At 53.9% G+C, this 24,023-nt stretch carries 25 protein-coding genes; 11 read left to right on the top strand and 14 right to left on the bottom strand.

Features of this window, described 5'->3' with window-relative positions; all coding sequences use genetic code 11:
• The first annotated feature begins 99 nt into the window (after window positions 1-99).
• The 3 genes from Abor_RS04130 to Abor_RS04120 all read left to right on the top strand — a co-directional run bounded on the left by Abor_RS04130 (window position 100) and on the right by Abor_RS04120 (window position 3,409).
• A complete protein-coding gene (locus Abor_RS04130) occupies window positions 100-1,455 on the top strand; it encodes an amino acid permease (protein WP_126621159.1) in 1,356 nt (451 codons plus the stop codon).
• Between the two features lie 384 nt (window positions 1,456-1,839).
• Window positions 1,840-2,730: an RNA polymerase sigma factor RpoH gene (rpoH, locus tag Abor_RS04125; protein WP_048840573.1), complete on the top strand. Its 891-nt coding sequence runs from the start codon at window positions 1,840-1,842 to the stop codon at window positions 2,728-2,730.
• Window positions 2,731-2,818: 88 nt separating this feature from the next.
• Window positions 2,819-3,409 (top strand): GNAT family N-acetyltransferase, encoded by a 591-nt coding sequence (locus tag Abor_RS04120; RefSeq protein WP_048840572.1) that lies wholly within the window; start codon window positions 2,819-2,821, stop codon window positions 3,407-3,409.
• 365 nt (window positions 3,410-3,774) lie between these two features.
• On the opposite strand, the gene Abor_RS04115 is transcribed toward Abor_RS04120, so the two are convergent.
• From Abor_RS04115 to Abor_RS04090, 6 genes are all read right to left on the bottom strand, one after another.
• Window positions 3,775-4,908 (bottom strand): MFS transporter, encoded by a 1,134-nt coding sequence (locus Abor_RS04115; RefSeq protein ID WP_126621158.1) that lies wholly within the window; start codon window positions 4,906-4,908, stop codon window positions 3,775-3,777.
• A complete protein-coding gene (gene recJ / locus Abor_RS04110) occupies window positions 4,905-6,728 on the bottom strand; it encodes a single-stranded-DNA-specific exonuclease RecJ (RefSeq protein WP_048840571.1) in 1,824 nt (607 codons plus the stop codon). The genes Abor_RS04115 and recJ overlap by 4 nt, the downstream gene beginning before the upstream one ends.
• Before the next feature lie 30 nt (window positions 6,729-6,758).
• Window positions 6,759-7,757: a class II fructose-bisphosphatase gene (glpX, locus tag Abor_RS04105; RefSeq protein WP_048840570.1), complete on the bottom strand. Its 999-nt coding sequence runs from the start codon at window positions 7,755-7,757 to the stop codon at window positions 6,759-6,761.
• 50 nt (window positions 7,758-7,807) lie between these two features.
• The gene (locus Abor_RS04100; RefSeq protein ID WP_048840569.1) at window positions 7,808-9,121 is read right to left on the bottom strand and encodes a homoserine dehydrogenase; all 1,314 of its coding nucleotides are present in this window, start codon (window positions 9,119-9,121) and stop codon (window positions 7,808-7,810) included.
• A 2-nt stretch (window positions 9,122-9,123) separates the two neighbouring features.
• A complete protein-coding gene (locus Abor_RS04095) occupies window positions 9,124-10,353 on the bottom strand; it encodes an LL-diaminopimelate aminotransferase (protein WP_048840568.1) in 1,230 nt (409 codons plus the stop codon).
• Window positions 10,354-10,532: 179 nt separating this feature from the next.
• Window positions 10,533-11,573 carry an OmpA family protein gene (locus tag Abor_RS04090; protein ID WP_244877862.1) on the bottom strand — a complete coding sequence of 347 codons (1,041 nt, stop codon included), beginning with the start codon at window positions 11,571-11,573 and terminating at the stop codon, window positions 10,533-10,535.
• A 150-nt stretch (window positions 11,574-11,723) separates the two neighbouring features.
• Between Abor_RS04090 and Abor_RS04085 the strand changes: the two genes are divergently transcribed.
• Window positions 11,724-12,407, top strand: coding sequence for an ATP-dependent Clp protease proteolytic subunit (locus Abor_RS04085; RefSeq protein WP_179193290.1), 684 nt, complete (start codon window positions 11,724-11,726; stop codon window positions 12,405-12,407).
• A gap of 133 nt (window positions 12,408-12,540) precedes the next feature.
• Complete coding sequence (locus tag Abor_RS04080; RefSeq protein ID WP_048840566.1) at window positions 12,541-13,548, top strand: hypothetical protein; 1,008 nt, start codon at window positions 12,541-12,543, stop codon at window positions 13,546-13,548.
• Window positions 13,549-13,709: 161 nt separating this feature from the next.
• Here Abor_RS04080 and Abor_RS04075 read toward each other — a convergent pair whose 3' ends face one another.
• The 7 genes from Abor_RS04075 to Abor_RS04045 all read right to left on the bottom strand — a co-directional run bounded on the left by Abor_RS04075 (window position 13,710) and on the right by Abor_RS04045 (window position 18,503).
• Window positions 13,710-14,474, bottom strand: coding sequence for a DUF2987 domain-containing protein (locus Abor_RS04075; protein ID WP_048840565.1), 765 nt, complete (start codon window positions 14,472-14,474; stop codon window positions 13,710-13,712).
• 86 nt (window positions 14,475-14,560) lie between these two features.
• Window positions 14,561-15,661 carry a pyrroloquinoline quinone biosynthesis protein PqqE gene (pqqE, locus tag Abor_RS04070; protein WP_048840564.1) on the bottom strand — a complete coding sequence of 367 codons (1,101 nt, stop codon included), beginning with the start codon at window positions 15,659-15,661 and terminating at the stop codon, window positions 14,561-14,563.
• Complete coding sequence (gene pqqD / locus Abor_RS04065) at window positions 15,658-15,957, bottom strand: pyrroloquinoline quinone biosynthesis peptide chaperone PqqD (protein WP_048840563.1); 300 nt, start codon at window positions 15,955-15,957, stop codon at window positions 15,658-15,660. Before pqqD ends, pqqE begins: the two co-directional genes overlap by 4 nt.
• Window positions 15,954-16,694: a pyrroloquinoline-quinone synthase PqqC gene (gene pqqC / locus Abor_RS04060; RefSeq protein WP_048840562.1), complete on the bottom strand. Its 741-nt coding sequence runs from the start codon at window positions 16,692-16,694 to the stop codon at window positions 15,954-15,956. Before pqqC ends, pqqD begins: the two co-directional genes overlap by 4 nt.
• The gene (gene pqqB / locus Abor_RS04055) at window positions 16,691-17,602 is read right to left on the bottom strand and encodes a pyrroloquinoline quinone biosynthesis protein PqqB (protein WP_048840561.1); all 912 of its coding nucleotides are present in this window, start codon (window positions 17,600-17,602) and stop codon (window positions 16,691-16,693) included. The genes pqqC and pqqB overlap by 4 nt, the downstream gene beginning before the upstream one ends.
• A gap of 76 nt (window positions 17,603-17,678) precedes the next feature.
• Complete coding sequence (gene pqqA / locus Abor_RS04050) at window positions 17,679-17,759, bottom strand: pyrroloquinoline quinone precursor peptide PqqA (RefSeq protein ID WP_048838458.1); 81 nt, start codon at window positions 17,757-17,759, stop codon at window positions 17,679-17,681.
• A 222-nt stretch (window positions 17,760-17,981) separates the two neighbouring features.
• Window positions 17,982-18,503, bottom strand: a complete 522-nt coding sequence (locus Abor_RS04045) for a Spy/CpxP family protein refolding chaperone (protein WP_048840675.1) — start codon at window positions 18,501-18,503, stop codon at window positions 17,982-17,984.
• A gap of 251 nt (window positions 18,504-18,754) precedes the next feature.
• Here Abor_RS04045 and Abor_RS04040 point away from each other — a divergent pair, with 251 nt between their 5' ends.
• On the top strand, window positions 18,755-19,054 hold the full coding sequence (locus tag Abor_RS04040; protein WP_048840560.1) for a hypothetical protein: 300 nt from the start codon (window positions 18,755-18,757) through the stop codon (window positions 19,052-19,054).
• 110 nt (window positions 19,055-19,164) lie between these two features.
• Here Abor_RS04040 and Abor_RS04035 read toward each other — a convergent pair whose 3' ends face one another.
• The gene (locus Abor_RS04035) at window positions 19,165-19,590 is read right to left on the bottom strand and encodes an NUDIX domain-containing protein (RefSeq protein WP_048840559.1); all 426 of its coding nucleotides are present in this window, start codon (window positions 19,588-19,590) and stop codon (window positions 19,165-19,167) included.
• A 436-nt stretch (window positions 19,591-20,026) separates the two neighbouring features.
• On the opposite strand from Abor_RS04035, the gene Abor_RS04030 reads away from it, so the two are divergent.
• The 5 genes from Abor_RS04030 (at window position 20,027) to Abor_RS04010 (ending at window position 23,927) form a co-directional block, all read left to right on the top strand.
• Complete coding sequence (locus tag Abor_RS04030) at window positions 20,027-20,197, top strand: hypothetical protein (protein ID WP_158319716.1); 171 nt, start codon at window positions 20,027-20,029, stop codon at window positions 20,195-20,197.
• 143 nt (window positions 20,198-20,340) lie between these two features.
• Window positions 20,341-21,210, top strand: a complete 870-nt coding sequence (locus Abor_RS04025) for an NmrA family NAD(P)-binding protein (RefSeq protein ID WP_048840558.1) — start codon at window positions 20,341-20,343, stop codon at window positions 21,208-21,210.
• Between the two features lie 120 nt (window positions 21,211-21,330).
• Window positions 21,331-22,950, top strand: coding sequence for an ABC-F family ATP-binding cassette domain-containing protein (locus Abor_RS04020; protein ID WP_048840557.1), 1,620 nt, complete (start codon window positions 21,331-21,333; stop codon window positions 22,948-22,950).
• Between the two features lie 32 nt (window positions 22,951-22,982).
• Entirely contained in the window at window positions 22,983-23,234 is a 252-nt protein-coding gene (locus tag Abor_RS04015) for a hypothetical protein (protein ID WP_048840674.1), read from the top strand.
• A gap of 33 nt (window positions 23,235-23,267) precedes the next feature.
• The gene (locus tag Abor_RS04010; protein WP_084594376.1) at window positions 23,268-23,927 is read left to right on the top strand and encodes a helix-turn-helix transcriptional regulator; all 660 of its coding nucleotides are present in this window, start codon (window positions 23,268-23,270) and stop codon (window positions 23,925-23,927) included.
• Window positions 23,928-24,023: the final 96 nt, after the last annotated feature.

The raw sequence follows: 24,023 nt of genomic DNA, 5'->3' as shown, positions 1-24,023 counted from the left end.
ATTATGTGTCAGTTAGGTTAAAGTGGCTGGGTCTGTGGGGTGCCCGTAGCAGCCTGTATGGAATTTTAAGTGGCAAGTAGCACAATAAAGGCGGGTGGCATGGGGCAACAGGGCTCAACAGAGCAAGCAGGGCAGGCTTTGCCACCACAGCCGGGTAAGCAGCAAAACTCTGTTTTAAAAGCCCGCCATGTCAGCATGATTTCTCTGGGTGGTGTTATTGGTGCCGGGCTTTTTGTGGGGTCTGGTGGGGCTATTGCTACGGCGGGGCCAAGCGTGTTGCTGTCTTACCTGCTGGCTGGCGGCATTATGTTTTTGGTGAATGTTATGCTGCGCGATATTGCCCGCGCAGCACCGGGGCGGGGGTCTTTTATTGGCCAGATTAAGTATGCCTTGGGGCCATTGGCGGGTTTTGTTGCGGGCTGGGTCTATTGGCTGGTGTGGATAACCGCCTTGGGGGTAGAGGTTATTGCCGCAGCGACCCTTATTGCCCCCTTTGTGCCGTTGCCCTTTGCCGCAATAGAGTTGCTTATTTTAGGCAGTATTACCGCCATTAACCTGCTTTCTGTGCGGCATTATGGCGAGTTTGAATATTGGCTGGCCATGATAAAAATTGTGGCGATTATCAGCTTTATTGGGGTGGCTGTGTATTTGCTGGCTGGGCAGGCAATGCCGGTTGCAAACAATGTGTTTGGGCATGGCGGGCTGGCCCCTAATGGGTATTTTGCATTTTTGGCTGCCGTGCCCACAGCTCTGTTTTCCATGACCGGGAGTGAAGTTGCTACCATTGCCGCCCTAGAAACAGACGAGCCAGACCGCAATATTGCCCGTGTTACGCGCACCGTGGCCGTGCGGCTTTTGTTGTTTTACCTTACCTCTTTAACGCTTATTTTATGTGTTATGCCGTGGTCGGATCAGGTGCGTGGGGTCTCGCCTTTTTTGGCTGTTTTAGAGCGCTTTCATGTGCCATATGCCGCCAGCTTAATGACGATCGTTATTTTGTCGGCAACGCTTTCAACGCTTAATTCTGGCCTGTACGCAACCTCACGCATTATTCTGGAAATGGCGCACCGGGGCGATATGCCGCGCTTTTTTCAGGCTACCAGCACAGGCGGGCAGCTACCACGCCGGGCCGTTATAGCCAGCGCCTGCGCCACCTTGGCTATTTCTACGCTGGCGGTTATTTCGCCCACTCTTATTTTTGCGTTTCTGGTGTCCATCGTTGGGACATGCATTATGTTTTATAACAGCCTGATAGTGTGGAGCCGCTTGCGGCTGTGTAAAACCCAAGCATGGAAAGGGTGGTTAGCCCTTGTGCTTTTGGCAACGGCGCTGGTGGCAATGTTAAGCATGCCAGACAGCAGAAAAGAGCTTGGAGTGGGGGCCATTGCCTTAGCCTGTTTAAGCGCTATTGGCTGGTTAAAAATGCGCGCTACAGCAGCACGCGAAGGCGCATAAAGCCCTCTTGGCGCGGTATAGCGCTATTATATGATGCAAAGCGGCAAATGAGAGACTCGGCAATAAGGGAAAACAGACGCAAAATGGGGCAAAGTGCAGAAACCAAAGGGAACTTTGCTGCCCCCAAGAACGTTAAACGGGGGTAAACCCTGCTTTTCTTGACATAGCGCAATTTACGGCGCACCCTGCCCAAACCTAATTGGCGTGCTTTATGCATTGCTGAAAATGGACGCTTCTTTTCTCGACTGCCCAAATTGGGGGCCGACAAAGAGGGCGTTAAGTCCTACCACTTTTGGCTGGAGCTCGCCTCTTTTCATCATTGCGCCAAAACCCTGCCGTTTCAGGTGCAAGACAGGGAGTTTTCCAGTTCAGAGGAGTGCTACCATGGTGTCTTCTGTCATCAATGTTGGTTCTGAAAACAATCTGTCAAGGTATCTTCAGGACATCCGTAAATACCCCCTCCTTACCCCGGAGGAAGAACTGCGCCTTTCCCACCTATGGAAAGATAAAGGCGATGTGCAGGCAGCCCATACACTGGTGACCTCTCACCTGCGTTTGGTTGCTAAAATTGCCATGGGCTACCGTGGCTATGGCCTACCCATTAACGAACTGATTAGCGAAGGCAATGTGGGTATGATGCAGGCCGTGCGCCGCTTCGACCCCGATAAAGGCTTTCGTTTGGCAACTTATGCCATGTGGTGGATACGCGCCGCTATTCAGGAATATATTCTGCATAGCTGGTCTTTGGTTAAAATGGGCACCACGGCCGCCCAGAAAAAACTGTTCTTTAACCTGCGCCGTCTTAAAGGCCAGATGCAGGCTATTGAAGATGGTGATTTACAGCCTGAACAGGTGAACAAAATTGCCACCACTCTGGGCGTGCCAGAGCAAGACGTGGTGAACATGAACCGCCGTATGGCGGCCCCAGACCACAGCTTGAACGCGCCCATGCGCACAGACGAAAGCAGCGAGTGGCAAGACCGCTTGGTTGATGACCAACACAACCAAGAAGAGGTTTATGCTGAAAATGAGGAAATGTCTGGCCGCAAAGCCATGCTCTCTTCTGCTATGTCTATGCTTAACGAGCGTGAAAAGCATATTTTCACCGAGCGCCGCTTAAAAGACGAGCCTTCTACCCTTGAAGACCTTGCCCACGAATATGGCATTTCGCGCGAGCGCGTGCGCCAGATTGAAGTGCGCGCTTTTGAAAAAGTGCAGGCGGCTATGAAGAAGGAAGTTGAGGCACGCCGTGGGGCTATTCAAGCGGGCCAATAAAACGCTTGGTTAGCACTCTCAGGTAAAGCAGTTTTGCAAAAGGGAGGTTTCGGCCTCCCTTTTTTGTTGTGAGAAAGAAGAAAGACCAATGGTGTCCATACCCAACCAGCCCACGCTTTTAGAGGGGGCCAGCGTACGCCTAGAGCCTTTGCAGCATAGCCATTGCCGTGCCTTGCAAGATGCTGTGCAAGATGGCCAGCTTTGGCAGGTTTGGTGCACTATTGTCCCTAAGCCCGAGGGCATGGCGCAGGAAATAGAGCGCCGTTTAAAGTTGCAAGCCGCAGGTAGTATGCTGCCCTATGTTGTGCGCGTTGCAGACAACACGGTTGTGGGCATGACCACTTATATGAACATAGACCGCAGCGTGCCCCGTGTAGAAATTGGCTCAACATGGTATGCGGCAAGCGCACAGCGCACGGGGGTCAATACTGCCGCCAAAACGCTGCTTTTAACGCATGCGTTTGAGAGCATGGGCTGCCACTGTGTTGAGTTTAGAACGCATTTTTTAAACCAGAAAAGCCGTAAAGCGATTGAGCGTTTAGGTGCAAAGCTGGACGGTATTTTACGCAGCCATACCAGAATGCCCGATGGCTCACTACGGGATACCTGCGTGTATAGCATTGTAGCTGCTGAATGGCCCGCGGTAAAAATGCATTTGCTGCACGGGCTTAAACGCTAAAAGCGGAGAGGTTGTTTTAAACAGGGCCGTGGCACGGCCTTGTTGGGCATGTGTTATGCCACAGTAGTTTGTAGCCGCAGCGCGATGCGCAAGGGGGCCTAAAGCCCGCCGGATTGAAGGAGCAAAAAGGCAAGCTAAACTAGCCTAGACGGTAGTGGGAATGCCTCGCTCAAGGTCTTTAGAGGCCCTCACAATCTGGCGTTAAATAAACCTTGCGGAACATACCCATGGTGCTTGCCCCCAGCCTTATGCGGCTCTTGTGTGAAGCAGACAGCTACTGCTGCTTCACACAACAATGGGGCATTGTTGGCCGCACTGCGAATTGCTTTGCTCATTTTGGCGATCCAGAATGTCCAAAAGGGCGTTTAATGAGGAGTGCGTACGGCGCGGCGTGCGCATAGTGGTATAATGGCCAGTAGGGCGGCCAGCAGCCAAAATGCCCCTTTAAGCGTGAGCAAGCTTGCCGCAAAGCCAATGCCTGCGGGGCCAAGCAATACGCCTGCATAACCAATGGTAGTGAGGGTGGCTATGGCCAGCCCGGTTGGCATAAGCGTTTGCTTACCTGCCAGCCTGAATAAAATAGGGGCAATATTAGCAATACCCAGCCCAAGCAGGACAAAGCCGCTGAGGGCAAAGGCCGGTATGGGTACAAGCAGCAGGGTAATTATACCCAAAATAGCAAGGGCAGAGCCGCCCACCAACATGGGCAAGGCACCGAGTTTATGGGTTACTGTATCACCCAATAAACGGCCTACTGTCATGGCGCTAGAAAAGAGAATGTAGCCCATACCCGCTTGTGCAACGGGCAGCAGTTTGGCGGTTATAATAAAGAGCGCCCCCCAGTCTAGCATTGCACCCTCTGCCAAAAACGCAATGGCAGCCAAAAATGAGAGCAGCAGCACAATGCCGTGGGGTACGGCAAGAAATGGTTCGTTTTCTGCTTGCTTGGTTTTTACAAAACTTGGGAACGCCACGAGCAACAACACCCCCATAAGGGCGGAGCAGGCGAGCGTGCTATAAAAAGGCGTGATGTGTGCAGAAAGCAGGGCGGTCATGGCAATGGCGCCAGCAAAGCCCCCAATGCTGAAAAACCCATGAAACCCTGCCATTAAGGCGCGTTGTGTTAGGCGCTCTACCTCTGCGCCATGAATATTCATGGCGACATCTAGCACGCCAAGGCTTGCCCCAAAGCCAAGCAGGACTAAGGCCAAAGTAAGGGCCGCGTGGCTAAAGGCTAAGCCGGGTAGGGTTAAGATAAGCCCAAGGCTGCCAGCAACAATAAGTGGCTTGCTGCCAAATTTACTATTAAGCGCCCCCGTTAGCAGCATGGTCAGTACAGAGCCTGTGCCAAGGCATAAAAGCAGTGCGCCTATAGAGCCATCGTTAGCGTGTAGCCGCTCTTTGGCAAAAGGCACCAAGGGGGCCCAGCATGCCACAGCAAACCCACCAATAAAAAAGGCAAGGCGGGTTGCATGCGCTGCTGAGATGATGCCTTTCACGCGCGGGCGGCGTCTTGAATAAAGAAGGTTACGTCTGTGCGGCCATTCCAGCTTTCAGCGCGGAGGTAGCCAGCCAGATGCAAGGGCGGGCGGGTTGTGTCTTCTAGCATGGGGGCAAGGGGGCTGTTTTCTACCCGAAACACCAAGGCTTTTAAGCGCCCACCGTCTGCACCGCGTAAGAGCAGGCGCAAGGTGTTGCCGTCTCGGCCAATACGGTCTGATTTGACAACTTGTACGTTAGAAAGTGCCACTAAAGGTTCGGCATTGCCTGCGCCAAAGGGGGCCAGTGTGGCCATGCTTTGGGCAAGTTCAACCGTAGCGCCACTTACGGCAAGGGCCGCATCAATATCAAGGTCAACCGCGTTAGGCAGTTCAGCCGCACCCGCTAGGCGGGCATCTAAAAATGCGTGAAATTTTTCAACATTGCTAACGGGGAGAGAGAAGCCAGCGGCCATGGCATGCCCACCACCTGTGGTAAGCAAACCGGCTTGGCGTGCCGCAATAATAACGGTGCCAAGGTCTAGCCCCGGTACCGAGCGGCCGGAGCCTTTAACTGCGCCATCTTCTAACTCTGCACCAACAAGCGCCGGGCGGTTAAACTGCTCTTTAATACGCCCTGCCACAATACCAACCACGCCGGGGTGCCAGTTTTTGCCAGCCAGCAAAATAACGGCATGGCCAGCCTCGCGCTGTGCTGCGGCTTGTTGCATGGCAAGGTCAAGAATATCGGCCTCTACCCCTTGGCGTTTGCGGTTTACGGCATCGAGCCTTTCCGCCATCAGTTTGGCTTCGTGCGTGTCTTCACACCGGAGCAGGCGTAGGCCTAACGCTGCCTCGGCTATGCGGCCACCGGCGTTAATACGGGGGCCAAGTGCAAACCCGCAAGAAAATGCATCGGGTGCTTTGGTAACGCCCGCAATCTCAAGCAGGGCGGTTAGGCCCACCCGTTGGCGGCGGGCCATAACTTTAAGCCCTTGGGTTACAAAAGCACGGTTAAGCCCTTGTAAGGGCATGACGTCACACACGGTAGCTAACGCCACCAGGTCAAGCTGGCGTAAAAGGTCGGGGGCGGGGTGGTTTTCAAACCAGCCGGTAGCCCGTAGGTCGCGCACGGTGGCAGCGGCAGCTAAAAAAGCGAGGGCTGCTGCACAGACATGGTTAAGGCCAGAGGTACAGTCTGGCCGGTTGGGGTTAACCGTTGCCAAAATAGCTGGCAGTGCATCTTCAGACTTATGGTGGTCTAGCACCACAATGTCAGCTTTGCTGTGTAGCGGGTTTAAAATATCAGCCGAGGCCGTGCCGCAATCTACACAAATAATAAGGGAGGCACCTTGGGCAATAAGCCCTTCAAGCGCTGGTGCGTTAGGGCCGTAACCCTCGGTCATACGGTCGGGAATATGAGTATGAACAGCGCAGCCTGCTTCTTCAAAAAAGCTGGCTAAAATGCCAGAGGCACAGGCCCCATCGACATCGTAATCCCCAAAAATGCCCACTGTTTCGGCGTGTTGTATAGCGCGCGCCATGCGGGCGGCGGCTTTATCCATATCCTGCAAAACAGAGGGGTTGGGCATAAGGGCCCGTAATTTGGGGTCGAGAAAATCTGCTGCGCCATCTAGCGATAAACCACGCAGTGCCAAAAGGCGGCCTACAATTTCTGGCAGGCCTGCCCGTTGGGCAATAGCGGCACCTAAACGTTGAATGTCTGGGTTATCTGCCCCACTGCGCCATACCCACCGCCGGCCAGACAGGCTGGCCTGTACGCCAAGGGCAAGGTGGGGCTGTGTAGGCAGAGCAGGCTCTTGGGGCAGAATAACGTTCATGTCAGACAAAATGTTGGGTGCCAGCCCCGCTTATTGCGGGGTCCAGGTTTTGGTGTTGAAGTTATGGTGCCCTTCAATAAACCGGACAGTGCCAGATTTAGAGCGCATCACCAAAGAATGCGTAACAGCGTGGGTGGTGTAGCGGTGTATGCCACGCAGCAGGAAGCCAGATGTAACCCCCGTTGCAGAAAACAGTACAGACCCTGCGGCCATATCATGCAGGCCCAACTTACGGTCTGGGTCTTTGCCGGGGTTCATTTTAAGGGCGCGCTGGCGTTGTGCGTCATCTTCAAACAACAGGCGGCCTTGCATCTGGCCGTTAACGCAGCGCACGGCAGCAGCAGCCAGCACACCTTCTGGCGCACCGCCAGAACCTGCGTAAATATCCACCTGGCTGTTATCCATGCAGGCGGCAATAGCGGCGGCTACGTCACCATCGCTGAGCAGGCGCACGCGGGCACCGGCCTCACGGGTTTTGGCAATGAGTTCAGCGTGGCGGTCGCGTTCTAGGGTGCACAAAACAATGTCTGAAATAGACTTGTTTTTGGCTTTTGCCAGATTGCGCAGGTTGGCCTCAATGCTGCTTTCAAGGTCAACCACGCCGTCTGGTAGGTTGGGGCCAACCACAATTTTGTCCATATACACATCTGGCGCGTGCAGAAAATTGCCTTTTTCGGCCAGTGCAACAACGGTTAGGGCGTTGGGCATGTCTTTGGCACACAGGTTGGTGCCTTCAAGCGGGTCTACGGCAATATCCATTGCCGGGCCGCCAGCGCCTACTTTTTCACCAATATAAAGCATTGGTGCTTCGTCCATTTCGCCTTCACCAATCACCACTGTGCCGTCAATGGCCACGGTGTCAAAGGCAATGCGCATGGCTTCTACTGCCGCGCCGTCTGCATCGTTTTTCTGGCCGCGGCCTGTCCAGTGGGCAGAGGCCAGGGCTGCGGCTTCTGTCACGCGCACCAGTTCGAGCGCCAGATTGCGGTCTGAAACCACAAACTGTTTTGGCTCACGAGTATCAGACATCAAAAGAGATCCTCTCAATTCAGGCGTTGAACTGGCGCTGCTTGGCACGCTCAGTCCGTTTCAATCCGAATAACAACCGGTGTGTCTGCAACAACACTTAATGTGTCAATGCGGGCAACGGCGTCCTGCATGGCGGCTTCTGATGTCTGGTGGGTTACCAGAATCAGCGGAACATGCGGGGCGGTTTCGTTCCGGACAGGTGTGGGTTGGAGCATGCTGCGCAAAGAAACCCCGCAATCGCGTAGGACAGCGGTAATGTCAGCAATAACACCGGGCCGGTCTTCTACCCGCAGGCGCAGATAGAACGCCCCTTTTCCGGCAGAAAGAGGGCACGCACGCAAAACTTCTGTGGTGGCGCTCTGCACGCCCCACACTGGAATGGTGTTGCCACGGGCAATATCAATCAGGTCGGCGGTGACGGCGGTGGCGGTTGGGCCTTCGCCAGCGCCGCGGCCTTCTATCATTAGGCGGCCAGCAAAGGCGCCTTCGGCCACAACGGCGTTAAATACGCCATCAACCTGCGCAATGGGAGCATCTTCTGGTACAAGGCAGGGGGTTACGCGGGCTTCAAGCCCGGCATCACCCATACGGGCAAGCCCTAACAGCTTAATGCGGTAGCCAAGTTTGCGGGCAAAATCGAGGTCTGCTGCACCAATGTGGCGAATACCTTCAACATGCACGCTCTCAAATGCAACGGGGCGGCCAAAAGCCAAACCCGCCAAAATGGCCAGCTTGTGTGCTGCGTCCCAGCCGTCAATATCGGTTGAAGGGTCGGCTTCGGCGTAGCCCAGCTTTTGGGCATCGGCCAGCACAGTTGCAAAGTCCTTACCCGTTTCGCGCATAACGGTAAGAATGTAGTTGCAGGTGCCATTTAGAATACCGCCAATGCGCAGCAGGCGGTCTGCCGCCAGCCCTTCACGCACGGTTTTAATAGCCGGAATACCGCCAGCTACGGCTGCTTCGTACAACAATGGGGCAGTGTTGGCGGCACTGCTTTGGGCCAAAGCGGCACCGTGCAGGGCAATAAGGGCTTTGTTGGCGGTTACAACCGCTTTGCCTGCGGCAAGGGCGGCTTCAACCAATGCACGGGCGGGGCCTTCTGCCCCACCAATGAGTTCTACCACCACATCAACTTCTGGGTCTGCGGCTAGGTCAATGGCGTTGTCGTACCACCGTAGGCCTTCAAGGCTTACCCCACGGTCTTGGGTGCGGTTGCGCGCACTTACAGCTACAACCTGCAAAGCACGGCCAGCACGGGCGGTAATGAGGTCTTTGTTGGTTTCAAGCAGTTTGATAACGCCAGCACCAACAGTGCCAAGCCCAGCAATACCAAGACGAAGGGGAGAAGAAGTAGATGCGCTCACGACTAGACAGGCTCCGGCTTGCAAGACGGGGAGGAAGGGGCCGCAGGTTTAACACCATGGGCAGAAAGAAAACCGCGAATGGCGCGTGTGGCTTGGCGCAGGCGTTGGGTGTTTTCAACTAACCCAATACGCACAAAGCCTTCACCATGCTCACCAAAGCCAAGGCCGGGGGCTACGGCTACGCCTGCTTCTTTAAGCAGAAGTTTGGAGAACTCAACGCTACCCAACTCACGGAAGGGTTCTGGAATAGGGGCCCATGCAAACATAGACCCTTCAGGCGAGGGTACGTCCCACCCGGCGGCGTGCAGGCCACGGATCAGCACATCGCGCCGGTCTTTATAGAGCGCCCGAATATCTGCCACACAGTCTTGTGGGCCGTTAAGGGCGGCAACGGCGGCAACCTGAATGGGGGTAAAGGCCCCGTAATCAAGGTAGGACTTAATGCGGGTTAGGGCAGAAATAAGCCGCTCGTTACCCGCAGCAAAGCCCATGCGCCAGCCAGCCATGCAGTAGGTTTTGGACAGAGATGTAAACTCAACCGCAATATCTTTTGCGCCCGGCACGGCCAGAATGGACGGGGGTACCAGATCTCCAAAATAAATTTCGGCGTAGGCAAGGTCTGAGAGAATGAAAATTTCTTCCCGGCGGGCAAAGGCGACCAGTTCTTTATAAAAATCTAGGTCAGCCAAGTAAGCCGTGGGGTTAGAGGGGAAGTTGACAATAAGGGCCGTAGGCTTGGGTACAGAGTGGCGCACGGCACGCTCTAGTGCACGCAGCATGTTGTCATCTGGCGTTGCGGGAATAGAGCGTACAGACGCACCCGCAATAATAAAGCCAAACTGGTGAATGGGGTACGATGGGTTAGGCACCAAAATGGTGTCGCCGGGGCTGGTAATGGCAGAGGCCAGATTGGCCAACCCTTCTTTGGAGCCAAGGGTAGCAATGACCTCGCGCTCGGGGTCTAGCTTTACGTTAAAGCGGCGCTCGTAATAGCCAGCCAGTGCGCGGCGCAAGCCCGGAATACCCTTACTGACCGAATAGCCGTGCGCACGTGGGTTTTGCACGCTTTCAACCAGTTTTTCGACAATATGCGGCGGGGTGGGGCTGTCTGGGTTACCCATGCCAAGGTCAATAATATCCTCGCCCCGCGCTCGGGCCGCGGCTTTGGCCTGATTAACAGAGGCAAAGACATAGGGCGGCAGGCGGCGAATGCGATGGAATTCTTCGGTCATGGATACTTAAAAACCCTACATTAGGGAAAGAGTGAATACCCCGCAGGATGGCGGGGTGAGTGATACTACTGGCAGAAACGGATCAGGCAACTCCCTGTTGTCTGCTTTCTTATACTCTTGGGGTGAAAAGCAGGGGTGGGGGCCAGAAAAGGCCCCAATGCGTAGCCCCGACAACAGCGTTAAGGGGTGGTTGCGACCCGTGCCCCCGTACCAAAGGCATCCCCCCGAATATGAATGGCAGTGGCAGGTACGTTACGGCTCAACAGCGCCTTGGCCACACGTTGCGCGCGCAACAGCCCAAGTTGTACGGCATCGGCTTGGTCTTGCGTACTCAAAGACGGAGCGTTGCCAAAGCCGCGAATATAAAAGGGCCCTTTAGGGGCTTGGCTAATAATTTTGTTGAGTGTTGCGTCTTGCCCGCTGGAGAGCTGGTCTGACTGCGGTACAAAATGTAGTGCCGTGCCTTTGGGGTCAGACAGGTCATAGTCAGGTGTTGGCCCGCTGATAAGGTGGGCATCAGACGGAGTGCTAAAACCGGGGAAGGTTGGTGGCTCAGGCGGGCCTTCGGGAATTTGCGGTATGGCGCTTTCTGGCACGGGTGGTTTTTGAGCTTTTTCCCCAACTTCGGGCATAGCGAGTTCGGCACCCGTACCGGTTTGGGGGGTAGCCGCTTTGGGGGTGCTATTAGTGGTTGGGGTAGCCGTTGGTTTGGGGGCCACCGGGTTGGGTAGTGTAGGCGGTGGTGGGGCGTCGGCTGCGTCCATAACCGCACCAGCGGCGTTGTCTGGCAAGGTCGTGGCTTTACCCGCAGCAGTTGCAGCGTTGGGTGGGGGCGGAATAACAGGCGTTAAGCTGCCGTTGGCCGCCACGGTACGGTAGGTCAGGTTACGGTCGCGCACCAGCCGCTGTGTTAGCAGGGTACGGGCCTGCACAGAGGGCATTTCGGGGGCTTGGGTGGGGGCTAGGCCCACATGGGGGTAGGGGTCGTATTGACCGGGCGGTGGGGGGCGTTGTGCGGCAATAACCCCGCCGCGCATGCGCTGTGTCCATTCCAGCGTGTTATCAACAAAGTCTCTGTGTTGTTGGCACCCGGCAAGGCTAAGCAGGCTGCCAGCCATAAACACGCTTAGGCGCAGCATGCTGGAGGTGGGGCATAGCAGGGTGCGGCGGCGTGGCCGTTGCGGGGTAAGCTGGGGCTGCTCTGGGCACTCTGGCTGCATGGTGGGGTGGACGCTCCGCAGGCAAAAGAAAAATTTATGTGCCACCTTACCGTCTTACGCCCGTTGTGGCGAGGTCATCTGGTGCTGTGGCAGCACTGCTGCATTATTTGCCCCTTGGCACAAACGCGCAGGCAGCGCAGGATATAAGGCATGACACGAGACACATACCATGCGGAGACAGGCATGACGGGTATTTTCAAACACGATCCCATCAGACTGGATGACGAAGGGCCAGATGCCCCAGACGCTCCGGAAAAAGACGAGCCCAAAGCCCCCGGCGCACCCGCCGGAGAGCTGGAGCACAAGCTGTTTAAGCAGCGTAAAGTGCTGATTTTTGGCGGTATTAACGACAAGGTGGCGCGTGACGTAACAGGCCGCCTGCTGGCTTTGGCTGGCGAGTCTGATAAGCCGATTGATGTGTACGTAAACTCACCCGGTGGACATGTTGAGAGTGGTGACACTATTCATGACATGATTCGCTTTGTCGATTCGATGGCGCCGGTGAATATGATTGGCACAGGGTGGGTTGCCTCTGCTGGGGCTCTTATTTTTGCCGCAGGGCATAAAGACCGCCGCTTTTGCCTCCCCAACACTCGCTTTTTGTTGCACCAACCCATGGGCGGTGTACGCGGGCCTGCAACCGATATCGACATTGAAGCCCGCGAAATTATCAAGATGCGTGAGCGTCTGAACCGTCTTTTTGCCCGCGAAACCGGGCAGACATACGAAAAAATCGCAAAAGACACAGACCGCAATTACTGGATGTCTGCTCAGGAAGCGATTGATTACGGCTTAGTGACCAAGATCATTTCGCAGCTTTCAGACCTCCACTAAAGGGGGGAGCAGTTCTGCCCTTGGCCCATAACGGGTTAGGGCAGGGCGTTCTGTTTTACCGGGCATTTCTCCTGCCTTTCGCACAGTGTATGCGGAGGGAAGGGGATGCGCTCACAGCTAACGGGTTCCTGCTATGGGTTCTCTCTCTGATATTTATTCACGCTTGCCAGATAATGTTGATGATCTGCCGCAGGCCCCTAACGAGCAAGCCGTAGTTGAAGCCGACTACCGTGCGCGGCATTGGGTAAGCAGCCATAAAGGCCCCTTGGTGCCGGGGTCTGTTGAACATAAACGGGCTATGGCCCAGATGTTCAGAGATACGTTTAACCCCTACAAGCCCTCGGTTATTGCGTGGCCAAAGCTCGACCCTGAAACACTCAAGCGGGTTGTGTCTCTGCCAATTTGGGATATTGCGGTACAGACTGAAGGCAAAGCCCGCCTGCGCATGGCAGCCTACGCCCGCCTTGTGCAAGACCCGGATATTAAAGACGCCATTTCACGCAATGCGTGGGAAGAAAACCGCCATAAGGAAGTGCTGTCCAAGCTGGTAGCTGCCTATGATATTCCGATGGCACCAGAACCACCCTACATTGAACCCAAAGATGTAGAATGGGCCTATTTGGTTACCGGTTTTTCTGAGTGTGTTGACAGCTTTTTTGCGTTTGGTCTGTTTGAGTTGGCCAAGCGCTCAAACTTTTTCCCGGCAGAGCTGATCGAAACATTCGAGCCTGTTATGCAGGAAGAATGCCGCCATATTTTGCTGTTTTCTAACTGGCTGGCTTGGTACCGGGCAGATATGGCGTGGTATCGCCGCCCGTTCTTTGAACTCAAGGTATGGGCCGTGTGGGCTTTCCTTGGGTATGAGCGCCTGAGCCTTGCTAAAACGGTTGATGATAAAGGCGAAGTCCATACACAGGACAACAACTTTACCGTAACTGGGGCTAAAGATATTTCCAGCGTGCAGTTAGACCTGCCCGACTTTATGGATCTGTGCTTGGCTGAAGATGACCGGCGTTTTGCTGGCTATGATTCCCGCCTGCTGCGGCCTACAACCGCCCCTGCTATTGCCAAAGCTATTCGTAACACCTGCCGTGGCTGGCAGTTTGTCACTGGGCTGGTTAAAGCCAATACAGGCCGCTAACTAAGGCTTAAGAGCAGTCTCTTTTACGTAAGGTGTAAAAGAGACTGCTACTCCAAAAAATTTTTCAAACATATTTTGCGTTTGGTTGCTGTGCCTTTATTTTTATGGCTCCAGCATGCTATGCGTTACGGGTCATCAGGCTAACCTCTGGTGCTGTGTTCTCAGCTTTTACGTTTTAAGTCTGCATGCAAATTAACGGGCATGGTGAGCATAATGTGCGTAAAGGGCTGTGTGGAAGTAAACGTTGCTTCTGGCGCAAATTTTTTGGGCTCTAGCGCGTAAGTTTGTGGTGTATTTTGCGTATTTTCAAAAATTGTTTGTGGCTGGTCATTATTTGTAACAGTTAGCGTGCTATGGGCTGCGAGAGTGACCGTTACAATTTTGGCATGTGGCACCAACCAAGAAAAAACAGTACCGACAACGTCTTTTACGCAAAAATCGAGCTGTTTAAGCCATGTTTTAGCTTGTGCATTGCTAAAACTGTTAGCCTGCGCGGGTTTAACCGCAATCTGAAATGTAAAATGGATATGCTCGTTTGGAGCAAGCGTTGCCATAATGGGTGGGTTTTCCTGCCATAGCGCATCTGAAAGTGGAAAGCGCAAGGCATCACTCCCCGGTTGCGATAAGGGCAGGCTGCCTGCTTGGGTTTGTAGGTGCAGGTTGGCGTCTGGCAAGGGTTTGTTAGAGGGCTGCACACGCCCCATGACGTTAAGAGATAAGCCCGCCCGGTCTTGCTCTGGCAGTTGCGCAAAGCGGCGGTAAAAGCGGCCCACCTTTTGGTACAGTTGCACCTGCACTTGGCGGGGGGCATGCACATCTAGCGTTTCTGTTTGTGCGTAAGCGCAAGTGTAAAAAACTGGTAAGGACACGCACAGCACATTTAAAGCAACATGCAGGCTCAGGGTGGTGGTTAGGGGGTGTTTCATGCTGCCGTGCCTCTCTTTTCCGAAATGTAGCGCGTGCGGGAAAGCAGAGTGACTAGCCCCTTAAAAGAGAAGGGGCGTAATGTGCTTCAGGCAGTCTCCGCGTTACCATAACGCCGGTACCGAAACGCTGGTGGCACAGCGGGGCGGTTGGCTATGGCTTGTTGTATAACGCTGTGGCCCGGCGCGCGTTCACACACTGGGTCTGTTGCGCTGGCATTACCTGTTAGGGCAAGGGCCTGGCAGCGGCAGCCGCCCCAGTCTTGCTCTTTAAAAGCGCAAGACTGGCAGGGTTCCGGCATCCAGTCTGTGCCACGGTATAGCGTGAAAAGTGGTGAATTTTGCCAGATAGCGGCCAGTGTTTCCTCCTGTACGGACGGAAAATGCAGGCCGGGAATACTCTCTGCCGCGTGGCAGGGCAGCACCTTGCCAGAGGGAGATACGTTTAAAAACCGTTGGCCCCACCCGCCCATGCAGGGTTTGGGTTGGTCTGCGTAGTAGTCTGGGGTTACAAAATCTATGGCAATGCGGGTGCCAAAGCGTGCGCGGGCTTGGGCAACGGCCCGCTCTGTTTCTTCTAACTGTGTGCGTGAGGGCAGCAGGGCGTCTCGGTTAAGTAGGCCCCAGCCATAATATTGCGTGTGGGCAATTTCTACGCGGCGTGCGCCTAAAGTTTCGGCCATTTGCAGCATGGCGGGTACGCGCTCTGCATTTTGCCGGTGAATAACAAAGTTAAGGGTAAGTGGCAGCCCATCTTCTACAATGAGGCGGGCAGCCTCGAGCTTTTTGGCCTGAGCCCCTGCCATGCCGCCAATATAGTCAGCTTGCTCGGGTGTGGCGTCTTGAAAAGAGAGTTGCACATGGTCAAGCCCAGCATCGCTCAGGGCTTTAAGCGTTTTTGGGTTAAGCAAAATGCCAGAGGTTATAAGGTTAGTGTAAAGCCCCAGAGAGACCGCATGGGCTACCAGTTCTGGCAGGTCTGGGCGGGCCATAGGCTCACCGCCCGAAAAATGTACCTGTAACACTCCCATTTCTGCCGCTTGCTCTATCACCCGCCGCCAGTCTGCGGTGCTAAGCTCTGTTGTGCGGGCATCAAGCTGGAGGGGGTTGGAGCAATACGGGCATTGCAGGGGGCAGCGGTGTGTAAGTTCTGCCAATAGGCTCATCGGTGGTGGTGGGGTATTGCTCATACCACCGTTAAAACCTGTTTGTCGGCCAGTTCCTGCGTGAGGCGCAAAGTATCGCGCAGAATGACCTCACGCGGGGCGTTAAACTTTTGGTGCAGTTTATCTGTTATGGCACCTAAAGTGCGTTTGCCGTCTATAAGTTGCAAAACTTCTGCGGCGTTGGGGTCTGCAATAAAGGCGCGCTCTGGGGCTTGAATAAACCATTGCTCGCGCACGCGGTCATATTGCAGGCGGTTACCACGCGCAAAACGCAGTAGTGTTGTTTCGCTAAAAGGTGTGGTGGCTGTGGTGTCACTCATACCGCCACCTGTGGCCTAAAGGCACCGGGGGGAATATTGCCGGGGGCTACATAGGCGTAATCTAGCTCATCCAGCATAGACCATAGCACCCCACATTTAAATTTAAGCGCATTGAGCACGGCAGTTTGCTGCTCAACCGTGCGGGCGTGCTCTTTAACGTAAGCCAAGGCAAAAGCAGAATCTTGCGGGGCTTGGGTAAGGCGTGGTTTGAAGTAGGCCAGTGTTTCTTCTGTTACAAAGCTGTAGTTGCGCAGCATGCCAGAAACACGCTCGCTGATGATAGTGGGAGAGAATAGCTCGGTAAGCGAAGAGGCAATGGCTTCTAAAATGGAGCGTTCGCGCACAAAATGCACATAGGCTTCAACCGCAAAGCGGGTGCCGGGTAGAAGCCCTTCGAGCGATTCTACATAAGCGCGGTCTAGGCCCAAACCATCGGTGAGTTTTAGCCAGCGGGCCACCCCACCTGTGTTGGGTTCTGTGCCGTCATGGTCTATCAGGCGGCGGCGCCATTCGCGGCGCAGTTCAGCCGTAGGCAGGCGCGCCAGCAAAGTGGCATCTTTAGCGGGAATGCTGGCCTGATAATAATAGCGGTTAAGAGCCCATGCCTGCACTTGGCCTTTGGTTAATTTGCCATCGTGCAACGCACGGTGAAAAGGGTGCAGGTTGTGGTAACGCTCGGCCCCAATAGCGCGTAAAGCGGCTTCAAGCTCATCTGGGGTTAAAAGGCGGTTGGTCATAGCGTTACCCTCATGCCGTCAAAAGCAACCTCCCACCCTGCCTGCTCAACGGCTTGCCGCTCGGGCGAGTCTGAAATGAGGATAGGGTTGGAGTTATTGATGTGAATAAAAATTTTACGCCCAACATGCAGGGGTGCAAAGGTGGCTAGGGTGCCATCTGGTGTGTCTGCCACAGACATGTGGCCCATGCGCTTGCCGGTTTTAGCCCCTAGGCCTGCGCGCACCATTTCATCATCTGTCCAGAGTGTACCATCAAAAAAGACAAGATCTGCCCCGTTTATTTTTTGGGCGAGGGGATCTGTCATCATGGCGCAACCGGGAATAAACAGGGCATGGCGCTGGCCGTCTGAAATATCGAGGCCAATAAATTCGCCGTCCATTTTAATTTCGGCGGGGTTTGCCCCTTGCTCGGCATACAATGGCACTTTGCCGGGTACAGCAAACGGGGTGATGCTAAAACCGGCAGGCGTTAGGGCCAATGGCTGACCAAGCGCCATGCTGTAGCGGCTCACCAAGCTGCGGTCTAGGGCTTCAAATATTGGGTTTGCGTCAAGCTGGGCCAGTACGGGCTGGGCGGCGTAAAGGGCAAAAGCCTGTTTTTCGCGCAGGGTAAGCAGGCCGGTAATGGTGTCAATTTCACCACTGGTTAGCACCACACCGCTTATTGGGGTAGAGCGTAGGCCGGTTTTGGGGTGTAGGGCCGGAGTCTGGTTAATTTGGGTGCGTAAATCTGGCGAGGCATTGAGAATGTACCAATGCACGCCATCGCCGCTTACCGCTAAGGAGGCCTGCGTGCGTGCAGGGGCTTTAGGGTCTTGTGCACGGGCGCGGTTACACGCTGCGGCGTTAGAGTTCCATTGTGGGAAACCGCCGCCAGCGGCTGCGCCAAGGACAATAATATCAAGCATGTAACAGCTTCTAAACTAAAAATGCCGCCAGAGGGAACCCGCAAAGGGGGCCACTTCTGGCGGCACAAAGGGCCACTTATTTCTTTTGGCCGCAGACGTAGCTGTTAATTTCTGCGCCCAAAGGAATTTCGGTAACCTGTGGTGTTGTCCAAGCCATGATGTGCTCCTCCTTAACTCTTGTTGCGACGATGATACAGGAGGTCGGCCGGTTCAGGCTGTCTCCTGCTTCCGTGCCAGAGTTTGTTTAAATTGGGCAGGAGTGCAACCGGCGGTAGGGAATTATGAACGTTTTTTTGGCATACTTCACGGGAGTGTGAACTGTGGTAGGGCTAGGCAATAAAAAAGGCCACCCGGTTTGGGTGGCCTTTTCTGGCTTGTATTATTTCTCTGCTGCCGGAGGGGGCGGCGGTGGGTTGCCATCTGCACCCGGCGGTGGTGGTGGGGGCGGGCAGGGGCGTTCTTCCTCTGCTTTGTCTGCAATTTGCTTAAGCTGCTTTTTGGTCAGCACGTCATGAATTTGCACCTGCGTGTTAAGGCGTGCGGCCTCGCGCTGGCTGTGCAATGTGGTTATTTGCTGCTCAAGCGCAGTAAGCTGCGTGGTATCAACCGGGCCGGGGCTGGTTAGCAGGGTACGGATTTGCTGGTGAAAGCTCCGTTCTTGCTCCATGTCGGCTTTGGGGTCTGGGCGATTGGCATCAAGAATGGCCTGCACTTTTTTCTTTTGTGCAGAGGTAAGTTTAACACCATCAAGGGAAAGAATAGGCCCGTGGTGGTGGCACATGCCGTGCATGCCATGCGGCGGTGGAGCTGGTGGCTGTGGTGCATCTTCTGCACGTGCCAAAGAACCAGCAGCACTCAGCATGCCAAATGTCAGGGCGGTGGCCAGTAAAGCCTTTTTCATTTCAAATGCCTTTTTTGTCATTCAAAGAGAAAAACCCACAAAATGGGTTTCCCTGTGCAAGCAGAGTAGAGCGCACTATGTGGTGATAAAATGGCAGCTTTATGAGAGAATACGGCATGCGCACTGCTGGTTTGTTGGGCTGTAAAGCTGGGCTTGCAGTGTGGGTGTTTAATAAAATATAAAACTCTATAATGTTTGTTTATATATCACATTTTTATTTATATTGACTCAATAAATAAAATAATAACCAAATGAAATTAGAAAATATTCCTGCAAATTTATTTTGGAATATTGGGGTGTTGCGCAACCGTGGTTTATGCAATGCAGCGCAAAAGCCTATATTTTCTGGAGTTTATAAGAAAATGGGTATGTTTCTTTGCTTTACGCTTATTGGGCTGGATATCATCTTTGTTAGCCTAAAATACAATAGCCTGACATTTCCGGAGTTTTCTGCGGCGTTTATTTTCCCAATTGTGCTTATGAGTGTTTATGTGGCGTATGGTGCAAAGCAAGAAAACCGTGAGCGGCAACTAAGCGCAGAATGTGAATAAGCCCTTACATTCAACGCCTTGGCTCTACTTGTAGGGAGGGGGAGCTCAGCTTAGTTTTACGGCTCCGGCCTAAACCGTAAAGCTAATGCGTAGGCTTGGGTTTTGTAGCGTTAAGCCTGAACTACCATGTTTTGGGCATACAGTGCTTTTAGTGCAATGTGGGTGGCATAGGTTAGTTTTGCCGGTAGGGCGTTAAGGGGGCACCATTTAACGCCAGCTAAGGCGTTAGGCTCTTTTACGCTGGGTTTGCCTTCAAATTTTTCTGCCAAATAGACTGGGGCAACCCAGTGTGCGCTGTGGTCTGGTGCAATGTGGTCAACAAGGCAGAGCAGGCGGAGGTGTGTAATGTGCACGCCTGTTTCTTCCTTAATTTCGCGCACAACGGCTTGGGGCACGGTTTCAAACGGGTCTACTTTGCCACCGGGTAGCCCCCAATGGTCGCTTTCTGGGTCTCGTTTTCTATGCACGAGCAAGAGTGCATTGTTTTTAAGTAACACTGCACCGCACCCAACGCGCGGGAAAATCTCTCGAGTCATTGCCGGTTCCTTAGGGCTGAGTGGGCGATATGCGGGCATAGCATGATTGTGCTGCTGGCTTAATGCCGCATTAGAGCACGGCTATTGACCTGTGGGTGAGGGCTACGATGGGCCGTGTGAGCGGGAAGGCAAATGGCGGAAATGCTGCTCTTTCTATATGTTTCATGCAAAATTTAAATATATAGAAACTATAAATCAAAAAACTATATTTATTTATTCTGTTCAGTATAGATTGAAAATTTAAAGAAGACCAATTCGGTTCTCTTAGTGTTCGTCAAGAATAAATTGACTTTTTACATCAAAATAGTAGGGTGTCTGGCAAGAGAGTGTTGCCTAACAATGTGGGCCGCAGTTCTCACTCATTTAGGCGTATTCTTGCTCAGTTTTTTTGAAAAGTTCTGATGCAGGCATACTATTTGAAAAAAGGTCAGACCCAATGGGCGTTTATGCAAGTCTTGTCGTTTTTGGTGTAGATTTGATGCTGGTAGGCACAAAGCTGAGCGACCTGAGCTTTCCCGCATTTTGCCTTGCGTTTGTGGTGCCAGCCCTGCTTATGGGCGGTTACGTTGTGCAGGGTGTTAAGCAGGACAATATTGAACAGGCTTAAGTTAAACCTGTTACAAACAAGCCTTTAAAATATGCGCCTGTGTGGTTTGTAACCATGCAGGCGTTTTTTTATGGGGTGCTGTATAGTGCCTGCTCTGTTAGCCTTTTCCCTCTTGTTTTGCGGGTATGGAAAGGTTTGCTGGCATGTATGTGGTTTTGGGCGCTGGTGGGCATGTTGGGGCTGCTGTAGCCAATACGCTTTTGGCGTTAGGGCATAGCGTTACTGTGGTAACTAGAAGTGCGGCCAAAACAGCCGCGTGGCAGCACAAAAATGCGGCAGCAGCCGTGTTGGACATACACAACACGCAAGCCCTAAAAACTGTTTTTAAGCACGCTAAGCGGGCTTTTTTACTTAACCCACCTGCCGCAGTAGGCGGTAATACAGATGTGCTGGAGCGGCAAAGCGTACACGCCATTTTAAGCGCCTTGCGCGGTGTGGCGCTTGAAAAAATAGTCGTGCAGTCAACCTACGGGGCGCAAGCCGGTGCCCATTGTGCAGACCTTGGGGTTTTGTATGAATTTGAACAAGGTGCGCAACAGCTTGGCATACCCCTATGTTGCGTACGTGCGGCTTATTACATGAGCAATTGGTGTGCGGCCGTGCCGCAGGTGCTGGCAAATGGTGTGCTTTCAAGCGTGCTGCCTGCAACTGTGCCGGTTGCCATGGTGGCCCCGCACGATGTTGGGCAGTTTGCGGCACACTTGCTGGCTGCTCCGGTTGAGCAGGTTGGCACTTATTTTATTGAAGGGCCTAAGCGTTATACCCCGGCAGAAGTTGCGCACAATATGGAGCAGGTTTTAGGGCGCTCGGTGCAAGTGAACGAGGTGCCGCCAGAGGCATGGCTGAGTTACTACCGCTCTCATGGTTTTTCAGAACAGGCAGCGCACTCTTACGCACACATGACAGAGATTTTTGTGGCCAACCGTTACGCCCAGCCAGATGCACCGCATAAAGGGGCAACGTCATTAATGCACTATATGCGCGCTGCGTTGCCGCCTTTGGTGGCTGGGTAAAAAGGCGGGCTGGTTGAGCGTGTAACGCGCTCTTCTTGGCATGCTGCCCACCTTGGTGGTTTACCTTCTTGCTCGCTTCGGGAATAAGTGGCCGCACCATAAGCCAGAAAGACCCTACGTATGATCCGCCTTGATAATATTAGTAAGCATAACGGCCAGCGCGTCATTTTTATTGAAGCCTCAGCCGCGTTGCAAAAAGGCGAAAAAGTAGGGCTTGTGGGGCCAAATGGGGCCGGTAAGTCAACGCTTTTCCGTATGATGACCAAGCAGGAAGAGCCCGATGAAGGGCAGGTATTGGTAGACCGCGGCGTAAGCGTTGGGTTTTTTAGCCAAGATGTGGGTGAGATGTCTGGCCGCTCTGCTGTGGCAGAGGTCATGAACGGGGCGGGCGCAGTGTCTGAGGTGGCGGCAGAACTTGCCGTGCTTGAAGCCGCCATGGCCGACCCAGAACAGTATGACCAGCTTGAAAGCATTTTGGAGCGATTTGGTGAGGTGCAGGCCCGTTTTGAAGAGTTAGGCGGTTACGCGCTAGACGGCAAAGCACGTGAAGTGCTGCATGGGCTCGGCTTTAGCCAAGCCATGATGGATGGCGATGTTGGCAATTTGTCGGGTGGCTGGAAAATGCGTGTAGCCCTAGGGCGCATTTTGCTGATGCGCCCAGACGTTATGCTGCTTGACGAACCAAGCAACCATTTGGATCTGGAAAGCCTGATCTGGCTGGAGCAGTTTTTGTCTGGTTACGATGGTGCGCTGCTCATGACCTCGCACGACCGGGCGTTTATGAACCGTATTATTAATAAAGTTATTGAAATTGATGGCGGTACGCTGACCAGTTACTCAGGCGATTATGAGTTTTACGAGCAGCAACGCGCCATAAGCGAAAAACAGCAGCAGGCCCAGTTTGAGCGCCAGCAGGCCATGTTGGCTAAAGAGGTGAGCTTTATTGAGCGCTTTAAAGCCCGTGCGTCTCATGCCGCGCAGGTGCAAAGCCGCGTAAAAAAGCTGGATAAAATTGACCGTGTAGAGCCACCAAAGCGGCGGCAGGCCATGAGCTTTGAGTTCCCGCCTGCGCCGCGCTCGGGCGATGTGGTGGCCAGTTTGCAGGGGGTCGATAAAAGCTACGGCAGTAAGGTTATTTATAAAGGGCTAGACCTGCTTATTCGCCGTGGTGAGCGGTGCTGTATTATGGGTGTGAATGGGGCTGGTAAATCAACCCTGCTTAAGTTGATAGCGGGTACAACCCAGCCAGATGCGGGCACCGTTACAATAGGTAGTAACGTGAAAATGGGGTATTTTGCCCAGCACGCCATGGACGTGCTTGATGGCAGCTTAACTATTTTTGAAACGCTTGAGCGGGCTTTCCCGCTCGCTAACCAAGGGGCTTTGCGCTCTTTGGCTGGTGGCTTTGGTTTTTCGGGTGATGAGGTTGAAAAAAGCTGCCGCGTGCTTTCAGGTGGTGAAAAAGCCCGTCTGGTTATGGCGCTTATGCTGTTTGACCCGCCCAATTTTCTGGTGCTGGACGAACCCACCAACCATTTGGACATTGGCACTAAGGAAATGTTGATTAAAGCCTTGGCAAACTATGAAGGCACTATGCTGTTTGTCTCGCATGATCGGCATTTTCTGGCAGCCCTTTCTAACCGCGTGCTTGAACTCAGCGCAGATGGGCTGCACCAATATGGTGGTGGCTATACAGAATACGTTGCCCGCACCGGGCAGGAAGCACCGGGCCTGCATTAAACGCAGCCAAACGGGTGAAAAAAGAGGGTATTTTGAGCAAAGTCTGGAAAGAACCCTACCTAGAGACCTGCTGCCGCTCTGCCCTGCACAGGCTGTGCCTGTCTGGCGCTCTAGGGCGGCCGGAGGGCCTGCAAGACGACCCCTGCCTTAAACGCATGCAGGGTATGGGGTTTGTAACCCGCTCTGCCCAAGGCCGCTTTTACATAACAGAAGAGGGGCAGGCCCGGCATACGCAAGAGGTGCTTAAACGCAAAGCCCCCCTTAAGCCGGGCGTTGGTAGCTAAGTGGTTACAATCCAGCCAGAGACAGTGTGGCATATGCTCGACACATTGGCTTTTGAGCGGGGGCTAACGCCCTCGGCTCTGGCAAAAGCGGCTGGGTTAGATGCAACAACCTTTAACCCTTCACGCCGTGTGGGTGGTCATGGCGGGTACCGCTGGCCCGCTATGCCAAGTTTGCTGGCAGCCCTTTCTGTTTTGCATGTGCCGTGGTCTGTTTTTGCGCAACAAGTAGAAGGGGCAGAGGCGCAGGGCCTGCGCGGGAGTGCGCTCGGTGCGCCAGCGCCTACGCAGCACCGCCATGCAGTAAGGCAAGCGCCAGCCCTGCCTTTGTCTCGGCTTTCTGAAACCCGTTTGTATGATGAGCAAGGCTACCCAGTGGGCCTAAAGTGGGAGCACGCTATGCTGCCCAGTAGTTTACCAGCCGAGGCCTATAGCGTGCGGGTAGACAGCCCAACCTTAGAACCCACCCTGCGTGAGGGCAGCTCTCTTGTGCTCTTGCCAGACCACCCTTTGCGCCGCTCAGACAGGGTTTTGCTGGTGCGGCAGGGGCAGGCCCCTGTTGTGGGAATCTGGCAAGCCGGGTTGCCGCCGGTTATTACCCCGTTTTACGACCCCTCAGCCGAGTTGCAGAGCATTGTTGTGCCCGAAAATACATCTGGGTTATGGGTGCATCGTATTGTGATGATGACCCTTTAAGGGGTACATCAGGCAGCACACACCGTATTTGCGTAAAAATTTACACGAAAAGCGTAAAGAAGCCTTCTGTAAGCGGCTGACTTTTGCTTCCGTATC

The sequence above is a fragment of the Acetobacter orientalis genome, from assembly GCF_000963965.1.
In the GTDB taxonomy this organism is placed as follows: Bacteria; Pseudomonadota; Alphaproteobacteria; order Acetobacterales; family Acetobacteraceae; genus Acetobacter; species Acetobacter orientalis.
Note: the sequence above shows the minus strand (reverse complement) of the source record. Positions and strands in the feature narration are given on the sequence as shown.

Excerpts from the sequence above, each read along its gene's own strand:
- pqqA (WP_048838458.1), bottom strand. The coding sequence starts at position 17,759 with ATGGCTTGGACAACACCACAGGTTACCGAAATTCCTTTGGGCGCAGAA.
- pqqC (WP_048840562.1), bottom strand. The coding sequence starts at position 16,694 with ATGACCAACCGCCTTTTAACCCCAGATGAGCTTGAAGCCGCTTTACGC.
- Abor_RS04045 (WP_048840675.1), bottom strand. The coding sequence starts at position 18,503 with ATGAAAAAGGCTTTACTGGCCACCGCCCTGACATTTGGCATGCTGAGT.
- glpX (WP_048840570.1), bottom strand. The coding sequence starts at position 7,757 with ATGTCTGATACTCGTGAGCCAAAACAGTTTGTGGTTTCAGACCGCAAT.
- Abor_RS04085 (WP_179193290.1), top strand. The coding sequence starts at position 11,724 with ATGACACGAGACACATACCATGCGGAGACAGGCATGACGGGTATTTTC.
- recJ (WP_048840571.1), bottom strand. The coding sequence starts at position 6,728 with ATGAACGTTATTCTGCCCCAAGAGCCTGCTCTGCCTACACAGCCCCAC.
- Abor_RS04020 (WP_048840557.1), top strand. The coding sequence starts at position 21,331 with ATGATCCGCCTTGATAATATTAGTAAGCATAACGGCCAGCGCGTCATT.
- pqqB (WP_048840561.1), bottom strand. The coding sequence starts at position 17,602 with ATGCTTGATATTATTGTCCTTGGCGCAGCCGCTGGCGGCGGTTTCCCA.
- Abor_RS04025 (WP_048840558.1), top strand. The coding sequence starts at position 20,341 with ATGTATGTGGTTTTGGGCGCTGGTGGGCATGTTGGGGCTGCTGTAGCC.
- Abor_RS04130 (WP_126621159.1), top strand. The coding sequence starts at position 100 with ATGGGGCAACAGGGCTCAACAGAGCAAGCAGGGCAGGCTTTGCCACCA.
- Abor_RS04080 (WP_048840566.1), top strand. The coding sequence starts at position 12,541 with ATGGGTTCTCTCTCTGATATTTATTCACGCTTGCCAGATAATGTTGAT.
- pqqD (WP_048840563.1), bottom strand. The coding sequence starts at position 15,957 with ATGAGTGACACCACAGCCACCACACCTTTTAGCGAAACAACACTACTG.
- pqqE (WP_048840564.1), bottom strand. The coding sequence starts at position 15,661 with ATGAGCAATACCCCACCACCACCGATGAGCCTATTGGCAGAACTTACA.
- rpoH (WP_048840573.1), top strand. The coding sequence starts at position 1,840 with ATGGTGTCTTCTGTCATCAATGTTGGTTCTGAAAACAATCTGTCAAGG.
- Abor_RS04075 (WP_048840565.1), bottom strand. The coding sequence starts at position 14,474 with ATGAAACACCCCCTAACCACCACCCTGAGCCTGCATGTTGCTTTAAAT.
- Abor_RS04035 (WP_048840559.1), bottom strand. The coding sequence starts at position 19,590 with ATGACTCGAGAGATTTTCCCGCGCGTTGGGTGCGGTGCAGTGTTACTT.
- Abor_RS04030 (WP_158319716.1), top strand. The coding sequence starts at position 20,027 with ATGGGCGTTTATGCAAGTCTTGTCGTTTTTGGTGTAGATTTGATGCTG.
- Abor_RS04090 (WP_244877862.1), bottom strand. The coding sequence starts at position 11,573 with ATGCAGCCAGAGTGCCCAGAGCAGCCCCAGCTTACCCCGCAACGGCCA.
- Abor_RS04095 (WP_048840568.1), bottom strand. The coding sequence starts at position 10,353 with ATGACCGAAGAATTCCATCGCATTCGCCGCCTGCCGCCCTATGTCTTT.
- Abor_RS04010 (WP_084594376.1), top strand. The coding sequence starts at position 23,268 with ATGCTCGACACATTGGCTTTTGAGCGGGGGCTAACGCCCTCGGCTCTG.
- Abor_RS04040 (WP_048840560.1), top strand. The coding sequence starts at position 18,755 with ATGAAATTAGAAAATATTCCTGCAAATTTATTTTGGAATATTGGGGTG.
- Abor_RS04120 (WP_048840572.1), top strand. The coding sequence starts at position 2,819 with ATGGTGTCCATACCCAACCAGCCCACGCTTTTAGAGGGGGCCAGCGTA.